This is a genomic window from Streptomyces albiflavescens, assembly GCF_014645835.1.
In the GTDB taxonomy this organism is placed as follows: Bacteria; Actinomycetota; Actinomycetes; order Streptomycetales; family Streptomycetaceae; genus Streptomyces; species Streptomyces albiflavescens.
Genome location: NZ_BMMM01000010.1, coordinates 184,446 through 204,414, shown reverse-complemented (window position 1 = coordinate 204,414; position 19,969 = coordinate 184,446). Strand labels below are relative to the sequence as shown.

Sequence of the window (19,969 nt, the reverse complement as noted above, 5' to 3'; positions counted from 1 at the left end):
ATGCGGTGAACGGCAAGTGATCAACAGGGTCGAACCTTACGGGGGTTGAGATGCGCAGGACGGTACGAGGGCTTGTTCGGGGACGTGCGTGGGCGCGGGCACGGATGCTCGGTCTGGCGGCGCGGAGGGACGCGGGAATGGTCACCTCCGAGTACGCGGTGGGAATCATCGCTGCGGTGGCTTTCGCGGCCGTGCTCTACAAGGTGGTGACGAGCGGGCAGGTCAGTGAGGAACTGCAGAGCATCGTGGGGCGGGCGCTCAATGTCCAGATGTGAGCGGGTGCCCTGGGGCCCGGCAGCTCCGTCCGGGGGCGAACGGTGGACGCATGGTCTGGCCCCTTCGTCTGGGCGTGATCGGTGGGCGGATGGTCTGGCCGCTTCGTTTGGGCGTGATCGGTGGGCGGATGGTCTGGCCGCTTCGTTTGGGCGTGATCGGTGGGCGGATGGTCTGGCCGCTTCGTTTGGGCGTGATCGGTGGGCGGATGGTCCGGTCGTCGCGTCGGGGAGCGAACGGGGTGGGAGCGGCCCGGCCCGGTGTCGGGACCGTGGATTCGTGACCGCCGAGGCCGCCGTGGTGCTGCCCTCGCTGGTGCTCGTCGGAATGGCGCTGGTCTGGGCCCTGCTCGCCGCGTCCGCGCAGATCCAGTGCGTGGACGCGGCGAGGGCGGGAGCCCGGGCGGCGGCGCGCCAGGACCCGCCCGACACGGTCCTCGCGACGACACGCCGCGCGGCACCGCGCGGCGCGAAGGTCACCGTGAGCCGGGAGAACGACCTGGTCCGGGTGACGGTCACCGCGAGTGCGCCGGGGCCCGACGCGCTGTCCCTGGAGCTGAGCGACGAGGCCGTCGCTCTGGCGGAGGAGACGGTGGGGGTGGTTGGCGGATGAGGGGAGGCGGTTGGGCCACGTGGACCTTTCACGACACGCGTACCCATTCCTCGGACACAGGGGCGGCGACTTCCTCGGACCGAGGGTCGGCGACCGTCTGGACCGTCGGGGCGATCGCCGTGCTGTGTGTCGTGTTCGGGGCGGTCCTGGCCATGGGGCAGGTCGTCGTGGTTCGGCACCGTGCGGCGGGGGCGGCCGACCTGGCGGCACTCGCCGCGGCTGACCACTGGATGGACGGTGGCGCGGCGGCCTGCGCCCGGGCGGAGCGGGTGACACGGGCGCAGCGGGCGCGACTCGTCCGGTGCGGGGTCGAGGGCGAGACCTCGGACGTGACGGCAGCATCGGGCAGAGGACCGTTCGCCGCGGAGGTCAGATCGAGGGCGGGACCGGCTGGGCCGATTGAACTTGATCCGGTGGGACCGGCTGAACCTGATCCGGCGGGACCTGCAGGACCGGGCGCCCCTGGCCCGGCCGTCGGCCCACCCGGGGCGGACCCGGAGCCGCCGGCAGCGCTCAATCGTCCCGTGCTCAGTCCTCCGGCGCCGCCCGCAGCAACTCGGTGAGCAGCCGTACGGCTCCCCGCTTGTGCAAGGGATCGTTCCCGTTGCCGCATTTGGGGGACTGGATGCAGGACGGGCAGCCGGCGTCGCACTCGCAGGAGGCGATCGCCTGGCGGGTGGCGGTGAGCCAGGTTCGGGCGGTGTGGAAGGCGCGCTCCGCGAAGCCCGCGCCGCCGGGGTGACCGTCGTACACGAAGACGGTGGGCAGCAGGGTGTCCGGATGCAGCGGGACGGACACGCCGCCGATGTCCCAGCGGTCGCAGGTGGCGAAGAGCGGCAGCATGCCGATCGACGCGTGCTCGGCGGCGTGCAGGGCGCCGCCGAGGATCTCGGGGTTGATCCGGGCGGCGTCGAGCTGGTCCTCCGTGACCGTCCACCAGACCGCGCGCGTGCGGAGCGTACGAGGAGGGAGGTCGAGTTTCGTCTCACCCAGCACTTCGCCGGTGATGACACGTCGACGCAGGAAGGAGACGACTTGGTTGGTGACTTCGACGGAGCCGTAGCACAACCGGCCCTTGCCCCAGGGGACTTCGACGTCGGTCTCCAGGACGGAGATGGACGTCGTGTCGCGGGCGACCGTCGAATACGGCGGGTTGGCCTCCTCGACGAGTGCGACGGAGTCCTCCAGGTCCAGCTTGTGCACCAGGTACGTACGGCCCTGGTGCAGATGGATCGCGCCCTCGTGGACCGTCGTGTGCGCGGCGCCGGCGTCGACCGTGCCGAGCAGCCGCCCGGTCCCGGCCTCGACGACCTGCACGGGGCTGCCGCCCTCCCCGCGGATGTCGGTCAGGTCGGCGGCCCGCTCCCGGCGCGTCCAGTGCCAGGCCTTCGTTCGTCGGCGCAGCAGCTTCGCGGCCTCCAGCTGTGGCAGCAGGCCGGCGGTGGCCGGGCCGAAGAGCTCCAGGTCGTCCTCCGTGAGCGGGATCTCGGAGGCGGCGGCGCACAGATGCGGGGCGAGGACGTACGGGTTGTCGGGGTCGAGGACGGTGGATTCCACGGGCTGGTCGAACAGCGCCTCGGGGTGGTGGACGAGGAAGGTGTCCAGTGGGTCGTCGCGGGCGACCAGGATCGCCAGCGCGCCCTGCCCCGAGCGTCCCGCGCGGCCGGCCTGCTGCCACAAGGACGCGCGGGTGCCCGGGTAGCCGGCGATGACGACGGCGTCCAGGCCGGAGACGTCGACGCCGAGTTCGAGGGCGGTGGTGGCGGCGAGGCCGAGGAGTTCGCCGGAGTGCAGGGCGCGTTCGAGGGCGCGGCGTTCCTCGGGGAGGTAGCCGCCGCGGTAGGCGGCGACGCGCCGGGCCAGCGAGCGGTCGACCTCGGCGAGGCGTTCCTGGGCGATCACCGAGATCAGCTCGGCGCCGCGCCGGGACCGTACGAAGGCGATCGAGCGCATGCCCTGGACGGTGAGGTCGGTCAGCAGATCGGCCGTCTCGGCGGTGGCGGTACGCCGAACGGGTGCGCCTTTCTCGCCGTGCAGCTCGGTGAGCGGGGGCTCCCACAGGGCGAACACCAGTTCCCCTCGTGGGGAGGCGTCGTCCGCGACCTCGACTACCGGGAGGCCGGTCAGGCGGCGCGCGGCCACCGACGGCTCGGCGGCGGTCGCGGAGGCCAGCAGGAAGACGGGAGAGGCGCCGTAGCGGGCGCACAGGCGGCGCAGGCGGCGCAGCACCTGGGCGACGTGGGAGCCGAAGACTCCGCGGTAGGTGTGGCACTCGTCGATGACGACGTAGCGCAGGGAGCGGAGGAAGGAGGACCAGCGGGGGTGGGAGGGCAATATCCCGCGGTGCAGCATGTCGGGGTTGGTCAGGACGTAGTTGGCGTACTGGCGTACCCATTCGCGTTCCTCGAACGGGGTGTCGCCGTCGTACACGGCTGGGCGTACGGCATTGCCCAAAGATTGTGAAAGTTCCTTCACGGAGCGGCGCTGGTCGGCCGCGAGGGCCTTCGTCGGGGCCAGGTACAGCGCGGTGGCGCCGCGGCCGTTCGGCGCCTCGGAGCCGTCCAGCAGGGCCGTCAGGACCGGGGCGAGGTACGCCAGGGACTTGCCGGAGGCCGTGCCCGTGGCGACGATCACCGACTCGCCGTCCAGGGCGTGCTCGGCGGCCCGTGCCTGGTGGGCCCAGGGGTGCTCGATGCCCGCGGTCTGCACCGCGGCGATGACCTCCGAGCGGATCCGGTCGGGCCAGACGGCATGACGGCCCTCGCGCGGGGGCAAGTGCTCCGTATGAGTGATGCGCGCAGCCCGGCTCGGTCCCGAGGCGAGCCGGTCCAGGATCGTGCCCGGAGAGGGGCGGGAAGCGGTGTCCGACGAGGGTCGATCGGATCGGTGATTCTTGGCCATCGGCATCGAGTGTGTCACTGGCGTGACGGACAATGGAGCCAAGGCGTCGTGCACGCCTGCCGGTAAGTGATTGAATGCCATTGCGGCTGGCGAACCGTCCCGGGGGCTCTGCCGAGGTGTCCCATGGGGCGACCGCTCGATAGCAAGGTGCTGGAGGATCCGTGGACCTGTCCCTGTCGACTCGCAATGTGCCCGGCCCTAACGGCGACCGTACGGTCGTCGAGGTCGGCGGCGAAATCGATGTATATACCGCGCCCAAGCTGCGCGAGCAGCTGGTCGAGCTGGTGAACGACGGCAGTTTCCACCTTGTCGTCGACATGGAGGGCGTGGACTTCCTCGACTCCACCGGGCTCGGCGTGCTGGTGGGCGGCCTGAAGCGTGTAAGGGCCCATGAGGGCTCACTGCGACTGGTCTGCAACCAGGAGCGCATTCTCAAGATCTTCCGTATTACCGGTCTCACCAAGGTGTTCCCGATTCACACCTCGGTGGAGGAGGCGGTCAACGCCACCGACTGACCACCGGTCTTCCCGGGCCGCCGGCCCGGACCCGCCAGAAGTGGGGGGACTGGGCCACAGCCCCGTCCCCCCGACAGCACGCCCGAAGTCTGAGGGGGATGCATGGCCACCGTTGAACTCCGCTTCAGCGCGCTGCCCGAGCACGTCAGGACCGCCCGACTGGTGGCGGCAGCGGTGGCGCGCAGGGCCGGAGTGGACGAGGCCGTACTCGACGAGGTCAGGCTCGCTGTCGGCGAGGCCTGCAGTCGTGCCGTCGGACTTCACCAGAGCGGCGGTATCTCGGCGCCGGTTCGGGTGAGCTTGATCGAGGACGAGAAGCAGTTCTCCATCGAGGTCGGCGACGAAGCGCCGCGTACGGCTCCTGGTGAGACGGTGTCGGGCGCCGCCCCCGGTGACTCGGACGCGGACGCCGAGGAGGACGAGATGGGCCTTGCGGTCATCAGCGGCCTCGTCGACGACGTGGAAGTCACCGCCGGGGAGAACGGCGGGCTGATCAGGATGAGCTGGCCTACCACGCCGCCGGCCACGCTCGCTTCCTGACCGCATCCCGACCACGGCTGGATCGCATCCCGATCGCAGCCACGGCCACATCCTCGTGGCACACCCGAAGGGCCCTGCTCAGCAGGGCCCTTTTTGCATGCCCTGCCCGGCCGCCCGCCTTTTCGTGAATTCTTTCACGATCAATCACGCGATTATTTGATCAAGGGTCAACGCTTTTAGGGCATTACCTCTTTCGGGTTCCGTGGACAGGCGTCGATCATTTGCTGAAGAGCATGTGAAGGCTAATTCCGCTTACCGCGCACTGTTTTGATCAGGTTCCGGTACCTACAATCCGTCCACATCTTGAGCTCAGCACAGGCGTCAAGGAGGACGAATGGCGGGGCTTTCTACCCCTCATCAGTTTGACCAACCCACAACCTTCGCAGCCGCAGTACTGACCGACGACAACCGTCTCATCGTGATGGTCATCGGGGCCGTCGCGCTGGCGGCGCTCGTGGTCGCCGGGGTCCTGGTGCGCCAGGTGCTCGCGGCGGGCGAGGGCACCGACAGCATGAAGAAGATCGCGGCAGCGGTCCAGGAGGGCGCGAATGCCTACCTGGGGCGGCAGCTGCGCACCCTCGCGGCATTCGCCGTGGTGGTGTTCTTCCTGCTCATGCTGCTGCCCGCGGACGACTGGAATCAGCGTGCGGGCCGATCGATCTTCTTCTTGATCGGCGCGGCGTTCTCGGCGACCACCGGTTATATCGGTATGTGGCTCGCCGTACGGAGCAATGTCCGCGTGGCCGCCGCGGCACGGGAAGCGACCCCGGCGAAGGGTGAGCCCGAAAAGGATCTCACCACCGTCTCGCACAAAGCCATGAAGATCGCTTTCCGCACGGGCGGCGTCGTCGGCATGTTCACGGTGGGGCTCGGTCTGCTGGGCGCCTCTTGTGTGGTGCTGGTGTACGCGGCCGACGCGCCGAAGGTCCTGGAGGGCTTCGGTCTCGGCGCCGCGCTGATCGCCATGTTCATGCGTGTCGGCGGCGGCATCTTCACCAAGGCCGCCGACGTCGGCGCCGACCTGGTCGGCAAGGTCGAGCAGGGCATTCCGGAGGACGATCCGCGCAATGCCGCGACCATCGCCGACAACGTGGGCGACAACGTCGGCGACTGCGCGGGCATGGCGGCCGACCTCTTCGAGTCGTACGCCGTCACGCTGGTCGCCGCGCTCATCCTGGGCAAGGCGGCATTCGGCGACTTCGGGCTGGCGTTCCCGCTGATCGTGCCCGCGATCGGCGTACTCACCGCGATGGTCGGCATCTTCGCGGTGGCGCCCCGGCGCTCCGACCGCAGTGGCATGTCCGCGATCAACCGCGGCTTCTTCATCTCCGCGGTGATCTCACTGGCGCTGGTGGCCACGGCCGTCTACGTCTACCTCCCGGCGAAGTACGCCGATCTGGACGGCGTCACGGACGTCGCGATCAAGGCCAAGGACGGCGACCCGCGGGTCCTCGCGGTCGTCGCCGTGGCGATCGGAATCGTGCTGGCCGCGCTGATCCAGCAGCTGACCGGGTACTTCACCGAGACCACCCGCCGTCCCGTACGGGACATCGGCAAGACCTCGCTCACCGGCGCGGCCACCGTCGTCCTCGCCGGTATCTCCGTGGGTCTCGAATCGGCCGTCTACACCGCTCTGTTGATCGGCCTCGGCGTGTACGGGGCGTTCCTGCTCGGCGGTACGTCGATCATGCTGGCGCTCTTCGCGGTGGCGCTGGCCGGTACCGGTCTGCTCACCACTGTCGGCGTCATCGTCGCCATGGACACCTTCGGTCCGGTCTCCGACAACGCGCAGGGCATCGCCGAGATGTCCGGCGACGTCACGGGCGCGGGCGCCCAGGTCCTCACCGACCTGGACGCCGTGGGCAACACCACCAAGGCCATCACCAAGGGCATCGCCATCGCCACGGCCGTCCTCGCGGCCTCCGCGCTGTTCGGCTCGTACCGGGACGCGATCACCACGGCCGCGAGCGAGGTGGGCGAGAAGGTCTCAGGTGCGGGTGCGCCGATGAACCTGATGATGGACATCTCGCAGCCCAACAACCTGGTGGGTCTCGTCGCGGGCGCCGCGGTCGTCTTCCTCTTCTCGGGGCTCGCGATCAACGCGGTCTCGCGGTCCGCCGGGGCCGTGGTCTACGAGGTACGGCGGCAGTTCCGCGAGCACCCCGGGATCATGGACTACACCGAGAAGCCCGAGTACGGCCGCGTCGTCGACATCTGCACCAAGGACGCGTTGCGCGAACTCGCCACGCCCGGGCTGCTCGCCGTCCTCACCCCGATCGCGATCGGGTTCACGCTCGGGGTCGGCGCTCTCGGCTCGTTCCTCGCGGGCGCGATCGGCACCGGCACGCTGATGGCGGTCTTCCTCGCCAACTCCGGTGGTGCGTGGGACAACGCGAAGAAGCTCGTCGAGGACGGTCACCACGGCGGCAAGGGCAGCGAGGCCCACGCCGCGACGGTGATCGGCGACACGGTCGGCGACCCCTTCAAGGACACGGCGGGGCCCGCGATCAACCCGCTGCTCAAGGTGATGAACCTGGTGTCCCTGTTGATCGCGCCGGCGGTCATCAAGTTCTCGTACGGTGACGACAAGAACGTCGGCGTACGGGTTCTCATCGCCGTTCTCGCGCTCCTCGTGATCGTGGGCGCGGTGTACATCTCCAAGCGGCGCGGAATCGCCGTGGGTGACGAAGGCAACGCCGAGCGGGTGTCGAAGCCGGCCGATCCCGCGGTGGTTTCGTAGGCAACCGGACGGTTCCTGGCCTCGCACCTGGTCAGGGTTCCGCGCACTGGGCGGGCGGACGGCGCGTACTCACGCGCCTCCGCCCGCCTTGTGCGTGTTCACACCTTCTTCGTGAGCCTTCTCTCCCTTGGTGCAAATGGCTGCAAAAGCTGATCAGGCGGACATTCCGCATACGAGTGTCGCCCGCATGGCGTGTATGTTCCGGGGCCGAGAGCCATGGAAGGGACCAATCCGGTGAACAAGAAGCTCGCGGCCGCACTGTCTGGCGGTGCGGTACTGGTACTGGCGCTGTCGGGATGCAGTAGCAGCAGCGGCAACAACGACAAGCTGAACTCCTGGGCCAAGCAGGTCTGTGACGCGGTGCAGCCGCAGATCAAGAAGATCGCGACCGCCAACGTCGCGATCCAGAAGGAGGCCTCGGACGACAGTGCGCCGGAGGACGTCCAGAAGGCCGACACCAAGGGATTCAAGGACATCTCGGATGCCTACAAGGTGATGGCGACCGCCATCGAGAAGGCCGGCCCGCCGGACGTCGACGACGGCAAGAAGAAGCAGAAGGACGCGGTCAAGGAGCTCAACGACCTCTCCGCCTCCTACGCCGACCTGGGGAAGCAGTCCGACGCCCTGGACACGAAGGACCAGGCGAAGTTCGCCGACGGACTCAGCGGGGTTGCCGAGCAGCTCGGCAAGCTGAGCCAGAGCGGGACCGACGCCCTGAAGAAGCTCGAAGAGGGTGACGTCGGCAAGGCGATGGCCACGCAGGCGAGCTGCAAGGCCGCGTCCGCCGCGCCTTCGGCGACCAAGGGCTGATCCCTGGGAGAGCGCTCGTTCGGTCAACCGAAGGAGGGCCCGGTACGCGTGCGTGCCGGGTCCTCGGCATGCGCCGCGGGTGTGCCGGGCCTCGGGGCCGGGTGCGGGTTGCCGGTCCACGGGCGGGCTTGCCTCCACAGGCGGGTTGCCGGTCCACGGGCGGGCGTGCCGGTCCACGGGCGGGGTGCGCGCGTCTCGGGGCGTCCGAGTGGGCTGCGCGGCCCATGGCACGGACTGTCCGCCGCGAGCGGCACGGGCCACCCGCAGAGAGCGGCGCGCGGCGGTCTCCTGGCATAGGCGCGCGGCTGTCCACAGGTGTCGGCGCGGGGCCGTCCACAGGTGTCGGCGCGGGGCCGTCCACAGGTGTACGTCCCTTTCGTCGGGAGCGGACACAATGGGGGGCGTGAGTCATTCCAGCCTGTCACCGTTGCCCTCGTCCGACCGCGTAGACGTCGCCGCTCGGCTGCGGGACGCCCTGCTAGGCGCCTCCTTCACCGCCGACGGACTGCTCGATCTGCTCGGCGCCCCCGCGTACGCGGCGTTGGCGCGCAGTGAGACCGTGCCCGCCCTCCGGGCGACCCGCGGGGACACGCCGCTGGAGGCGCTCGTACGGCTCTTCCTGCTGCAGCAGCCGGTGCCGCAGGCGCGGGTGGCGGACGTGCTGCCGGTCGAGGACTGTCTGGACAGCGGCTGGCTGACCGGGGTGGGTGGGGACGAGGTCGCCGCGACTGTGGACATCCGGCCGTACGGCGGGTCCGACGGCGAGGACTGGTTCATCGTGTCCGACCTCGGATGCGCCGTCGGCGGCGCGGGCGGTATCGGCAGCCGCGAGGAAGGCGTCGTCCTCGGGGTGGGCGGGGCCTCCACGACCCTGGCCGGCATCACCGTCCGTACGCCCGTCGCCGCGGCGCTCGACCTCGGCACCGGCTCCGGGATCCAGGCCCTGCACGCCGCGCAGCACGCCACGCGCGTGACCGCGACCGACCTCAACCCTCGTGCGCTGCACATCACCGCGCTCACTCTCGCGCTTTCCGGCGCCCCGGCCGCCGACCTGCGTGAGGGCTCCCTCTTCGAGCCGATCGCGGACGACGAGACGTACGACCTGATTGTCTCGAACCCGCCCTTCGTGATCTCGCCCGGCGCCCGGCTGACCTACCGCGACGGCGGGATGGGCGGGGACGATCTGTGCCGCACGCTCGTTCAACAGGCAGGCGATCGCCTGAACGAAGGGGGGTATGCACAGTTCCTGGCCAACTGGCAGCACGTGGAGGGCGAGGACTGGCAGGACCGGCTGCGCTCCTGGGTGCCGCGCGGCTGCGACGCGTGGATCGTGCAGCGTGAGGTCCAGGACGTCACGCAGTACGCGGAGTTGTGGCTGCGGGACGCGGGCGACCACCGCGACGACCCGGCCGAGTACCAGGCGCGGTACGACGCGTGGCTGGACGAGTTCGAGGCACGCAAGGTGAAGGCCGTCGGCTTCGGATGGATCACGCTGCGCAGGGCGACGGCCGCCGAGCCCTCGATCACGGTGGAGGAGTGGCCGCATCCGGTGGAGCAGCCGCTCGGCGAGACCGTACGCGCGCACTTCGACCGCGTCGACTATCTGCGGGCGCACGACGACGCGGCCCTGCTCGCCGGGCACTTCAAGCTCGTCGAAGAGGTCGTCCAGGAGCAGGTGGGGCTGCCCGGTGCCGAGGACCCGGAGCACGTGGTGCTGCGTCAGCACCGCGGAATGTGCCGCGCCACCAAGGTGGACACGGTCGGCGCCGGCTTCGCGGGCGTGTGCGACGGCACGCTCAGCGCGGGCCGGATTCTTGACGCCATCGCGCAATTGGTCGGCGAGGACCCGGTGTTGCTGCGCGACCGGACACCCGCGCAGATTCGGCTGCTGGTGGAGCAGGGGTTCCTCGAACCCGCCGTGTGAAGAGGGGCGCGGACGTGCCGGGTGCGTAGCCCCTGAGGCGTGCCCGCACCGCTGAGTCACATGTGCCCGTTCTGGCGGGATTGGATGGTATTGGCCCGCAAAAGGGCTCCTGTCAGTGGTGCGTGCGAAGCTACCTTCGAGAGACAAGTTCCGCGCGTCCTCGGGGGAGGCGCGCTGTCTCGGGGGAGGCGTGATGGCGGGGGAGACGCCGGATCAGGGCGAGGGCAGGGTCATCAGTGGCCGGTATCGGCTGCTGCGGACGCTCGGCGCGGGCGGCATGGGGCGCGTATGGCTCGCGTACGACGAGGAGTTGGCCTGCGAGGTCTCCATGAAGGAGGTCGCGCTGCCGGACGTGCCGATGGACGCGAGCGAGCCCGCACAGCGCATCGCGCGGGCGCGCAGCGAGGCCCGGCATGCGGCGCGGTTGCGTGGGCATCCCCATGTGGCCACCGTGCACGACGTGGTGGTGCACGAGGGGCTGCCGTGGATCGTCATGGAGTACGTGCCGGACGCGATCGATCTCCAGGCGGTGGTACGGCGGTCGGGGCCGTTGTCGCCCGCGGTGACCGCTCGGATCGGGCTCGCCGTCCTCGACGCGCTCACCGCGGGACACCGGATCGGCATCCTCCGCAGGGATGTGAAACCGGCCAACATCCTTCTGGCGCCGGACGCTTCGGGCGATCCCTACGCGCGCGTGCTGCTCACCGACTACGGGATCGCGCTTCAGCCGGAGTCCCGTGAGCCACGGCTCACCGCCACCGCCGGCATTCTGGGCACGCCCGGCTACCTCGCCCCCGAGCGCGCCCGCGGCGAGCCGCCCACCCCCGCCGCCGATCTCTTCTCCCTGGGCGCCACGCTGTACGCCGCCGTCGAAGGCCGCGGCCCCTTCGACCGCCGCGGCGACTACGCGACACTGACGGCCCTGCTCGGCGAGGAGCCCACGCCGCCGACCCGCGCCGGTGAACTGACACCCGTGCTGCACGGGTTGCTCGTCAAGGACCCGGTACGGAGGTCGTCGCCGGAGGCGGTCGCGCGGGGGCTGGAGCGCGTGCTGCGGGGAGCGGCGGGCGCGGGGTTCGGGCCCCCGCCCGGGTGGGGAGCGACGCCCCTGCCGGAGCCTGCGCCCGGCGGATTCGCGCCACCGCCCGGCGGCTTCGGGGCCGTGCCCGGCAGCCCGTCCGCGAGCGTGCCCTCGGACGAGGTCGCGGGGGCGCCTCCCGGGTATGTCGCGGGGGCGCCTCCCGGGTATGTCGCGGGGGCGCCTCCTGGGTATGTCGTGGGCTCGCCCCCGGGGCAGTCGGGAGCTTCGGCGCAGGGGCCGTACGGCAGCGGCCAGTACGGGGACCGGGCCGGGGGATCGACGCCGGGCACCCCATCGACCCCGCACAGCCCCCGGACGCCGGGCGCGCCACCCACGCCGAACACCCCGCAGACGCCCGGTGGTCCGGTCGGCCCGGGCGTGGGTGACACCCCCGGAGCCGGTGGTTCCGCCACGCCGGGCGGCCCGTCCGCACCGACCTCCGGCACCCCCTCGCCGTACGGCCCTTGGAGTTCGGTGGCCCCGCGGGGTGCGTACGACTTGCGCAACAACCCCTACGCGAGCGGCCCGGACTCGCCGTACGCGGGGACCGGCGCACCCCCGCCCCACGAGGGCGGCCCGCCCCTGCCGACCCCCCACACGTACGTAGGCAGCCGCTCCGGGCCGGGGCCCTATGCGGGCGGTCCGTCCGGGCCGCCTCCGCCGCACGCGGGGCACAAGAAGCCCGCCGCCCTCATCGCCCTCGTCGTGGGCGTCGTCCTCGTGATCGCAGGCGGCGCCTGGGCAGCCGTCTCGCTGACGGGCGGCGACGGCGACAGGAAGGGCAGCGAGGCGAAGAAGGCCCCGTCGGCTTCGGCGAGCACATCGGCGCCGGAGCCGACGGGGCCGGTCTACCCGTACGGCGAACAGGCCGGGCTCACCGACCCGTTGCAGGCGGGCGACTGTGTGAAGGCGGTCTGGTCAGGCACGCCGTTCAAGTCGGTGCCGAACCTCGGCGTCGTGGACTGCGCCGACGACTGGCCGGACGGCCAGGTCGTGGCCGTCGACACGGCGACCGACTACGCCGACGCCCGCGCCCAGGGCACGACACGCTGCGCGGGGCAGGCCGAGCCGGTGGCCACCGCCCTGCCCGACGCGGGCGCCTACGCCCTCGTCCCGACGAAGGCGGGGTTCACGGCGGCCGACGGGGCTACGGCATGTCTCGTACTCGGACGGCATGTCCCCATCGGGGGCGAAGTCGCTCGGTTCCGCGACAAGAACATGGACTTGTACGCCGCGCAAATGGCCATCGGGGACTGCTGGACGTACGTCGACAAGGGTGGCGACTCGTTCCAGTCCCTGCTGACCGACTGTGCCAAGCCGCACACCGACCAGGTCGTCGGGTTCGCCGCCGCGCCGAAGGACATGGACTACAAGAAGGGAGTCGACAACGGAGGAAAGCTCTGCAGCAACAAGTTCGAGTCGAGTTGGGCGCCCGGATCGGAGCTGAAGACCTACGGCTGGCTGGGCGACAAGGAGGACTGGAACGACGGATTCACCACAGTCGTGTGCACGGTGGGCCACGCCGACAACACGAAGACGACCGGGAAGATACCCACGCCCGGCACGGTCTGAGCGCCCCATGGGGTTCTGGTCGCCCGGCGTTCACCGCAGGTTCGCGCATCCGCTTCCGGGGCGTGTCAGCCTCCCGAGCCTGAGGACTCGGGGCGAAAGGACACACCATGGAAAGCGGACCGGCGATCTTCGTGGGGGTGATGTTCGCCCTGTTCGGAGGGGGACTGCTGGCCTGGACCGCGGTTCGGCTGCGGCAGGGCGAGCCCGTCGCCCACGGTGTGAACCGCGTCGCATCGGCGACGCTCGCAAGCGTCGCCGGAACCGTTGCGCTGGCACTCGGGATGTGGTGTTTCACGCGCGCGTGAGGACAGGGGCTCCGGTAACTGGGAGGTCACGCTCCGGATAGGCCCGAAAGTGCTGGTGGACACTCCGGGCGGCAGGAATGGCGGTAGTCGGGTTACCGTTCGAGTGGCCGTTGCGGGCTTTTCCCGTTTGACACGGGGGCGGGATGTACCGTCACACTCCGCAGCGTCAGCACGACCCGACCCCCGGGAGCAAGACCTGGGGAGGACCCCCCGCGTCGACCGGAGAGAAGAGCGAAGTTGTCCCCGACCAGCGACACCGCACACAGCGGCCGCCGACTCGTCATCGTCGAGTCGCCTGCCAAGGCGAAGACGATCAAGGGCTATCTCGGCCCCGGCTATGTCGTCGAAGCGAGCGTCGGGCACATCCGCGACCTCCCGAACGGCGCCGCGGAGGTGCCGGAGAAGTACACCGGCGAGGTGCGCCGCCTCGGCGTGGACGTCGAGCACGACTTCCAGCCGATCTACGTGGTCAACGCTGACAAGAGGGCCCAGGTCAAGAAGCTCAAGGACCTGCTGAAGGACTCCGACGAACTCTTCCTCGCCACCGATGAGGACCGCGAGGGCGAAGCCATCGCGTGGCACCTCCTGGAGGTCCTGAAGCCCAAGGTCCCGGTCAAGCGGATGGTCTTCCACGAGATCACCAAGGACGCGATCCGCGAAGCCGTCGCCAACCCGCGCGACCTCAACCAGCGCATGGTCGACGCCCAGGAGACCCGCCGCATCCTCGACCGTCTCTACGGCTACGAGGTCTCGCCGGTCCTGTGGAAGAAGGTCATGCCGCGCCTGTCGGCGGGCCGTGTCCAGTCCGTGGCGACCCGCCTCGTCGTCGAGCGGGAGCGCGAGCGCATCGCCTTCCGTTCCGCCGAGTACTGGGACCTGACCGGCACCTTCGGCACCGGCCGCGCCGGCGACCCCAGCGACCCGTCGTCCCTGGTCGCCCGCCTGACGACGGTCGACGGGAAGCGCGTCGCCCAGGGCCGCGACTTCGACTCGCTCGGCCGGCTGAAGAGCGCGAACACGCTCCACCTGGACGAGGCGAACGCCCGCGCGCTCGCCGCCGCCCTGGAGAACACGAACTTCTCGGTCCGCTCGGTCGAGTCCAAGCCGTACCGCCGCTCGCCGTACGCGCCGTTCCGCACGACGACGCTCCAGCAGGAGGCCTCGCGCAAGCTCGGCTTCGGCGCGAAGGCGACCATGCAGGTGGCGCAGAAGCTGTACGAGAACGGCTTCATCACCTACATGCGTACGGACTCCACGACCCTGTCGGACACGGCGGTCGCCGCCGCCCGCGCCCAGGTCACGCACCTTTACGGCGCCGACTACCTGCCGCCCCAGCCGCGGACGTACGCCGGAAAGGTCAAGAACGCGCAGGAGGCGCACGAGGCGATCCGGCCCTCGGGTGATCGTTTCCGCACCCCGGCCGAGACGGGTCTGACCGGCGACCAGTTCAAGCTGTACGAGCTGATCTGGAAGCGGACCGTCGCCTCCCAGATGAAGGACGCGGTCGGAAACTCCGTCACCGTGAAGATCGCGGGCACCGCTTCCGACGGCCGCGACGCCGAGTTCAGCGCGTCCGGCAAGACGATCACCTTCCACGGCTTCCTGAAGGCGTACGTCGAGGGCGCGGACGACCCGAACGCCGAACTCGACGACCGCGAGCGCCGCCTCCCGCAGGTCAGCCAGGGCGACCCGCTGTCCGCCGAGGAGATCACGGTCGACGGGCACGCCACCAAGCCCCCGGCCCGGTACACCGAGGCCAGCCTGGTCAAGGAGCTCGAAGAGCGCGAGATCGGCCGCCCGTCGACGTACGCGTCGATCATCGGAACCATCCTCGATCGCGGATACGTGTTCAAGAAGGGCACGGCGCTCGTGCCGTCCTTCCTGTCGTTCGCCGTGGTCAACCTCCTGGAGAAGCACTTCGGGCGGCTCGTCGACTACGACTTCACCGCCAAGATGGAGGACGACCTCGACCGCATCGCACGCGGCGAGGCGCAGGCCGTGCCGTGGCTGAAGCGGTTCTACTTCGGCGAGGGCGAGGCGACCGGTGCCGCCGAGGCGGGCAACGGCGACGGTGACCACCTCGGGGGCCTCAAGGAGCTCGTCACCGACCTGGGTGCCATCGACGCCCGCGAGGTGTCGTCCTTCCCGGTCGGCAACGACATCGTGCTGCGCGTCGGGCGCTACGGCCCGTACATCGAGCGCGGCGAGAAGGACTCCGAGAACCACCAGCGTGCCGATGTGCCCGAGGACCTGGCCCCCGACGAGCTGACGGTCGAGCTCGCGGAGGAGCTGCTCGCCAAGCCGAGCGGTGACTTCGAGCTGGGCGCCGACCCGGAGACCGGCCACCAGATCATCGCCAGGGACGGCCGCTACGGCCCGTACGTCACCGAGGTGCTGCCCGAGGGCACCCCGAAGACGGGCAAGAACGCGGTCAAGCCGCGTACGGCCTCGCTGTTCAAGTCGATGTCGCTCGACACGGTGACGCTCGAGGACGCCCTCAAGCTGATGTCCCTGCCGCGCGTCGTCGGCAAGGACGCCGAGGGCGTGGAGATCACCGCGCAGAACGGGCGCTACGGGCCGTACCTGAAGAAGGGCACGGACTCGCGCTCGCTGCAGTCCGAGGACCAGCTCTTCACCATCACGCTCGAAGAGGCGCTGGAGATCTACTCGCAGCCCAAGCAGCGTGGCCGTGCGGCCGCCAAGCCGCCGCTGAAGGAGCTGGGCGAGGACCCGGTCAGCGGGAAGCCCGTCGTCGTCAAGGACGGCCGTTTCGGGCCGTACGTGACCGACGGCGAGACCAACGCGACCCTGCGGTCCGGCGACAGCGTCGAGGACATCACCCCGGAGCGCGGCTACGAGCTGCTCGCCGAGAAGCGCGCCAAGGGCCCGGCGAAGAAGACGGCCGCGAAGAAGGCACCCGCCAAGAAGGCCCCTGCCAAGAAGACGGCCGCGAAGAAGACGACGACTTCGAAGACGGCCGCCAAGAAGGCGCCTGCCAAGAAGACCGCCGCCAAGAAGACGGCGGCTTCGGAGGGCTGAGGCACCAGGGGCCCACGGGGATGACGACCGCTTCCGAGCGTCGGTTTCCGTGTGCCTGAGGTGCTTGGCACGTATACGCCCCTACACCTTCTGGTGTGGGGGCGTCCGTATGTTCGGCCACCCCTTCGGGGAGTCAGTGGGTCCGGATAGGCTTGCAGGATGACGCGAGCCGAGCAGCCAACGGCCCACAACCCGGCCCCCGACGACGCCCTGGTCGCAGATTCCCGCGAGCGCGCCGTTCGCGCGCTGCTGCGCCAGCCGCAGTTGAAGCGGCTGTGGAGCGCACAGCTCGTAGGAGGTGTCGCCGACGCCCTGGCCCTGCTTGTGCTGGTCGTCCTGGCCCTCCAGGCGGCGATCTTCGAGGGATCGTTCGGCGGTGGCTACCGCGGAGTGGCCCTCGCCGTGGCGGCCGTCTTCGGGGCACGCGTGCTCGCGACGCTGCTCTTCGGAGCCGTGCTTCTTGGGCCGCTCACCTCTCTGACATCACCGGAGGGGCCCCTCGACCGGCGCTGGACCATGGTCGGAGCCGACGGCCTGCGGGCCGCGCTCCTCATCGTCGCGCCCCTGTGGATCGACTGGACCCCGGACGACGCGCTCGCCGTCCTCCTGGTCACCGCGTTCGTGACCGGTGTCGCCGAGCGGTTCTGGACGGTGTGCCGGGAGAGCGCGGCGCCCGCGCTGCTGCCCGCGCCCCCGCTGGAGGGTGCCACGGTGCGCCCGCTGCCGGACCACATGGACGCGCTGCGGCGCCTGTCGCTGCGTACGGCGTTCATGGCGGTGCCGCTCGCGGCCGCCGCGCTCGTCGTGGTGTCGCTCGTCAACAACCTGCTGGGCGCCGGGATCGCCTGGTTCGACCAGCACCAGGTGGCGCTCGCCTCGTATGTGGCGGCCGGACTGTTCGCCGCCTCGCTCTCGGTGCTCACGTTCCTCGAACTGCCCGACGCACGCACCCCCCGCGCGCGGTCGCCCCTCGAGGGACTGCGCCGTCCCAAGACGGGCACCGGCGTCGACAAGGGCCGTACCGGCGCGATTCCGCTGCTGGTCCTGGCCTGCGCCGCGGTCGCCGGGGCCATCTCGGCCGCCGTCTCCGTCTCCGTGCTGCACGCCAAGGATCTGGGCGGCGGACCGGTGACGTACGGGCTGCTGGTGCTGGCCCTGACCGGGGGTGTCGTCATCGGCATCCGTACGGCCCCTTCGGTGCTGCCGTCGCTGTCGCGGCGCAGGCTGCTTTCCCTGGCGATCGCCTTCACCGGGGTCGCGCTGCTGGCCGCCGGGCTGGTCCCGGACGTCGCCACCGTGGTGCTGATCGTCGCCTTCGCGGGCATCGGCGCCGGCGTCGCCGCGAACACCGGGCACGCGCTCCTCGACCAGGAGGCCGAGGAGTACCGGCGGGCCCGGACGACCGAACATCTGCACGCGGTCGTACGGGTCTTCGTGGCGCTCGGCGCGCTGGTGGCACCCCTGGTGGCCGCCGCGATCGGCCCGCACCGGCTGGAGAACGGCAAGTTCGTGTTCGCGCACGGGGGCGCCGCCTTCACGCTCATGCTGGTGGGCGCGCTGCTGCTGCCCGTCGCGGCGCTGGTGCTCGCCAAGGTCGACGACCGCTCCGGAGTGCCGCTGCGGCACGACCTGCTGGACGCGCTGCGCGGCGGCGACGACCCGGCGCAGGTGCCCGCCACGAACGGCTTCTTCATCGCCCTGGAGGGCGGCGACGGGGCCGGCAAGTCCACCCAGGCGACGGCGCTCGCCGAGTGGATCCGCGCCAAGGGCCACGAGGTCGTGCTGACCCGGGAACCGGGCGCCACGCCGGTCGGCAAGCGGCTGCGGTCGATCCTGCTGGACGTGTCCTCGGCGGGGCTTTCGCACCGCGCGGAGGCGCTGCTGTACGCCGCCGACCGCGCGGAGCACGTCGACACGGTGGTGCGGCCCGCGCTGGAGCGGGGTGCCGTCGTCATCTCCGACCGGTACATCGACTCGTCCGTGGCCTACCAGGGTGCGGGCCGTGACCTGTCGCCGACGGAGATCGCCCGCATCAACCGGTGGGCGACGAATGGACTCGTACCGCATCTGACGGTCCTGCTGGATGTCTCGCCGGAGGCGGCCCGCGAGCGGTTCACGGAGGCGCCGGACCGGCTGGAGTCCGAGCCCGTCGAGTTCCACACGCGCGTGCGGTCCGGTTTCCTGACCCTCTCCGCCGCCGACCCGGGCCGGTACCTGGTCGTCGACGCGGGGCAGGAGCCCGAGGCGGTCACCACGGTCATCCGGCACCGGCTCGACGTGATGCTGCCCCTCTCCGAGGCCGAGGTGAAGGCCCAGGAGGAGGCGCGTAAAGCGGCCGAGGAGGAAGCCCGGCGCAAGGCGGAGGAAGAAGCGGCGCGCAAGGCCGAGGAGGAACGGCTGGAGCGTGAGCGCCAGGAGCAGCTCGCCAGGCTCCGTGCCGAGGAGGAGGAGCGCAAGCAGCGCGAGCTGGAGGAGGCCCAGCGGCGCGAGGCCGAGCGCCAGGCGGAGGAGGCCCGGCAGCGTGCCGAGGAGGCCCGCCGCCGTGCCGAGGAGGAGCGGGTCAGGCGACTCGCCGAGGAGCAGGCGCGGGCTGCCGAGGAGGAGCGTCGGCGCAAGCAGGCCGAGGAGGAGGCGCGGCTGCGGGCCGAGGCCGAGGAGCGCCGCCTGGAGAAGCAGCGCAAGGCCGAGGAGGCCTTGCTGCGCGCCGAGGAGGCCCGGCGGGTGGCGGCGGAGGCCGCGGCCGCGTCGGCGGCTGCGGCGGCTTCGGCCGAGGCCGCGGCGTCGACAGCGGTATCGCACGTGACCGGGGCTCCCGCCGGTTCTCCCGCCGCAGCTCCCGTGCCTGACAACGAGACGACGGTGCCCACGCCCGTTGTGGCCCCGTCGCACGCGTCGGGTGGGCCGGTGGACGAGACGGCGGTGCTGCGGCCGGTGCGGGCGGGCGAGAGCCCTGCTGAATCCCGGCCCGGCACGGGTGAGGGATATGCCAGTTCTCGGTCGCGCGCCGGTAAGGACACCGCCGGTTCTCGGTCCGGCTCCCGCCCCGACGGGGAGGAGACGGCGAAGCTGCCGAAGCCGCCGGTGCCCGAGGGCGCGGCGGACGAGACGGCGGTGCTGCCGCCGGTGGCTTCGGGCGCGGCGGACGAGACCGCCGTGCTGCCGCCCGTGGCTTCGGGTGCGGCCGATGAGACGGCGGTGCTTCCTCCGGTACGGGACGGGCGCGCGGGTGCCTCCACGGGTTCTTCCACGCCCGGTACCGCGGCCAGTACCGCGGCCGGTGATCCGTCGGACCGGGTGCCGCCCGGCTTCTTCCGGGACGAGCGGCCGGCGCCGCAGCACGACGGTTCAGGTGACCGTACGCGCGAGCTGCCTCAGGTCGACGACGCGGGCGCCCCGCGCAGCCGTCCTCGCGCCGACTGGGCCGAGGAGACCCCGCTGGACGACCTTCCGACCCTGGCCGACGAACTCCTGGGTCCGCACGAGGACGAGGGCGACGACGACTGGGACGAGGGGCGGGGCGGGCGCCGCCGCTGAGTCCTGGCGGTCGGCGCTGCGGGCGCACCGGTAAGGGGTGGGCCCGGCTCACGGCGGCCGGGGCCGATTGTCAGTGGCGACCCGCACAATGGACGCGGCAAGGCAAAGTGCGACGAAAGGGCG

Annotated in this window: 14 protein-coding genes; 12 read left to right on the top strand and 2 right to left on the bottom strand. The window is 71.1% G+C overall.

Annotated features, from left to right (window positions below; translation table 11 throughout):
* Positions 1-50 precede the first annotated feature (50 nt).
* Both IEY95_RS26525 and IEY95_RS26520 read left to right on the top strand, forming a co-directional pair.
* Positions 51-275 carry a DUF4244 domain-containing protein gene (locus tag IEY95_RS26525; protein WP_189188640.1) on the top strand — a complete coding sequence of 75 codons (225 nt, stop codon included), beginning with the start codon at positions 51-53 and terminating at the stop codon, positions 273-275.
* 277 nt (positions 276-552) lie between these two features.
* Entirely contained in the window at positions 553-885 is a 333-nt protein-coding gene (locus tag IEY95_RS26520) for a TadE family type IV pilus minor pilin (RefSeq protein WP_229703391.1), read from the top strand.
* A gap of 28 nt (positions 886-913) precedes the next feature.
* On the opposite strand, the gene IEY95_RS50190 is transcribed toward IEY95_RS26520, so the two are convergent.
* The gene (locus IEY95_RS50190) at positions 914-1,039 is read right to left on the bottom strand and encodes a hypothetical protein (protein WP_268240521.1); all 126 of its coding nucleotides are present in this window, start codon (positions 1,037-1,039) and stop codon (positions 914-916) included.
* On the opposite strand from IEY95_RS50190, the gene IEY95_RS26515 reads away from it, so the two are divergent.
* Positions 999-1,448 carry an Rv3654c family TadE-like protein gene (locus IEY95_RS26515; protein ID WP_229703416.1) on the top strand — a complete coding sequence of 150 codons (450 nt, stop codon included), beginning with the start codon at positions 999-1,001 and terminating at the stop codon, positions 1,446-1,448. The two genes, IEY95_RS50190 and IEY95_RS26515, sit on opposite strands and share 41 nt — an antisense overlap.
* On the opposite strand, the gene sftH is transcribed toward IEY95_RS26515, so the two are convergent.
* Positions 1,414-3,867 carry a DEAD/DEAH box helicase gene (sftH, locus tag IEY95_RS26510; protein ID WP_189188638.1) on the bottom strand — a complete coding sequence of 818 codons (2,454 nt, stop codon included), beginning with the start codon at positions 3,865-3,867 and terminating at the stop codon, positions 1,414-1,416. The two genes, IEY95_RS26515 and sftH, sit on opposite strands and share 35 nt — an antisense overlap.
* Before the next feature lie 80 nt (positions 3,868-3,947).
* Between sftH and bldG the strand changes: the two genes are divergently transcribed.
* From bldG to tmk, 9 genes are all read left to right on the top strand, one after another.
* The gene (gene bldG, locus IEY95_RS26505) at positions 3,948-4,301 is read left to right on the top strand and encodes an anti-sigma factor antagonist BldG (RefSeq protein ID WP_099504946.1); all 354 of its coding nucleotides are present in this window, start codon (positions 3,948-3,950) and stop codon (positions 4,299-4,301) included.
* A gap of 102 nt (positions 4,302-4,403) precedes the next feature.
* The gene (locus tag IEY95_RS26500; RefSeq protein WP_189188637.1) at positions 4,404-4,841 is read left to right on the top strand and encodes an ATP-binding protein; all 438 of its coding nucleotides are present in this window, start codon (positions 4,404-4,406) and stop codon (positions 4,839-4,841) included.
* A gap of 334 nt (positions 4,842-5,175) precedes the next feature.
* Positions 5,176-7,581, top strand: a complete 2,406-nt coding sequence (locus tag IEY95_RS26495) for a sodium-translocating pyrophosphatase (protein WP_189188636.1) — start codon at positions 5,176-5,178, stop codon at positions 7,579-7,581.
* A gap of 216 nt (positions 7,582-7,797) precedes the next feature.
* Entirely contained in the window at positions 7,798-8,391 is a 594-nt protein-coding gene (locus IEY95_RS26490) for a small secreted protein (RefSeq protein WP_189188635.1), read from the top strand.
* A gap of 394 nt (positions 8,392-8,785) precedes the next feature.
* Positions 8,786-10,315 carry a DUF7059 domain-containing protein gene (locus IEY95_RS26485; RefSeq protein ID WP_373294552.1) on the top strand — a complete coding sequence of 510 codons (1,530 nt, stop codon included), beginning with the start codon at positions 8,786-8,788 and terminating at the stop codon, positions 10,313-10,315.
* Positions 10,316-10,508: 193 nt separating this feature from the next.
* On the top strand, positions 10,509-12,968 hold the full coding sequence (locus IEY95_RS26480) for a serine/threonine-protein kinase (protein WP_189188633.1): 2,460 nt from the start codon (positions 10,509-10,511) through the stop codon (positions 12,966-12,968).
* A gap of 107 nt (positions 12,969-13,075) precedes the next feature.
* Positions 13,076-13,273: a hypothetical protein gene (locus IEY95_RS26475; protein WP_189188632.1), complete on the top strand. Its 198-nt coding sequence runs from the start codon at positions 13,076-13,078 to the stop codon at positions 13,271-13,273.
* A 237-nt stretch (positions 13,274-13,510) separates the two neighbouring features.
* Entirely contained in the window at positions 13,511-16,312 is a 2,802-nt protein-coding gene (topA, locus tag IEY95_RS26470) for a type I DNA topoisomerase (protein ID WP_189188631.1), read from the top strand.
* A gap of 159 nt (positions 16,313-16,471) precedes the next feature.
* A complete protein-coding gene (tmk, locus tag IEY95_RS26465; RefSeq protein WP_189188630.1) occupies positions 16,472-19,846 on the top strand; it encodes a dTMP kinase in 3,375 nt (1,124 codons plus the stop codon).
* The last annotated feature ends 123 nt before the right edge of the window (positions 19,847-19,969 follow it).

Excerpts from the sequence above, each read along its gene's own strand:
- IEY95_RS26525 (WP_189188640.1), top strand. The coding sequence starts at position 51 with ATGCGCAGGACGGTACGAGGGCTTGTTCGGGGACGTGCGTGGGCGCGG.
- sftH (WP_189188638.1), bottom strand. The coding sequence starts at position 3,867 with ATGGCATTCAATCACTTACCGGCAGGCGTGCACGACGCCTTGGCTCCA.
- IEY95_RS26480 (WP_189188633.1), top strand. The coding sequence starts at position 10,509 with ATGGCGGGGGAGACGCCGGATCAGGGCGAGGGCAGGGTCATCAGTGGC.
- IEY95_RS50190 (WP_268240521.1), bottom strand. The coding sequence starts at position 1,039 with ATGGCCAGGACCGCCCCGAACACGACACACAGCACGGCGATCGCCCCG.
- IEY95_RS26500 (WP_189188637.1), top strand. The coding sequence starts at position 4,404 with ATGGCCACCGTTGAACTCCGCTTCAGCGCGCTGCCCGAGCACGTCAGG.
- IEY95_RS26490 (WP_189188635.1), top strand. The coding sequence starts at position 7,798 with ATGGAAGGGACCAATCCGGTGAACAAGAAGCTCGCGGCCGCACTGTCT.
- tmk (WP_189188630.1), top strand. The coding sequence starts at position 16,472 with ATGACGCGAGCCGAGCAGCCAACGGCCCACAACCCGGCCCCCGACGAC.
- IEY95_RS26495 (WP_189188636.1), top strand. The coding sequence starts at position 5,176 with ATGGCGGGGCTTTCTACCCCTCATCAGTTTGACCAACCCACAACCTTC.
- IEY95_RS26485 (WP_373294552.1), top strand. The coding sequence starts at position 8,786 with ATGGGGGGCGTGAGTCATTCCAGCCTGTCACCGTTGCCCTCGTCCGAC.
- IEY95_RS26475 (WP_189188632.1), top strand. The coding sequence starts at position 13,076 with ATGGAAAGCGGACCGGCGATCTTCGTGGGGGTGATGTTCGCCCTGTTC.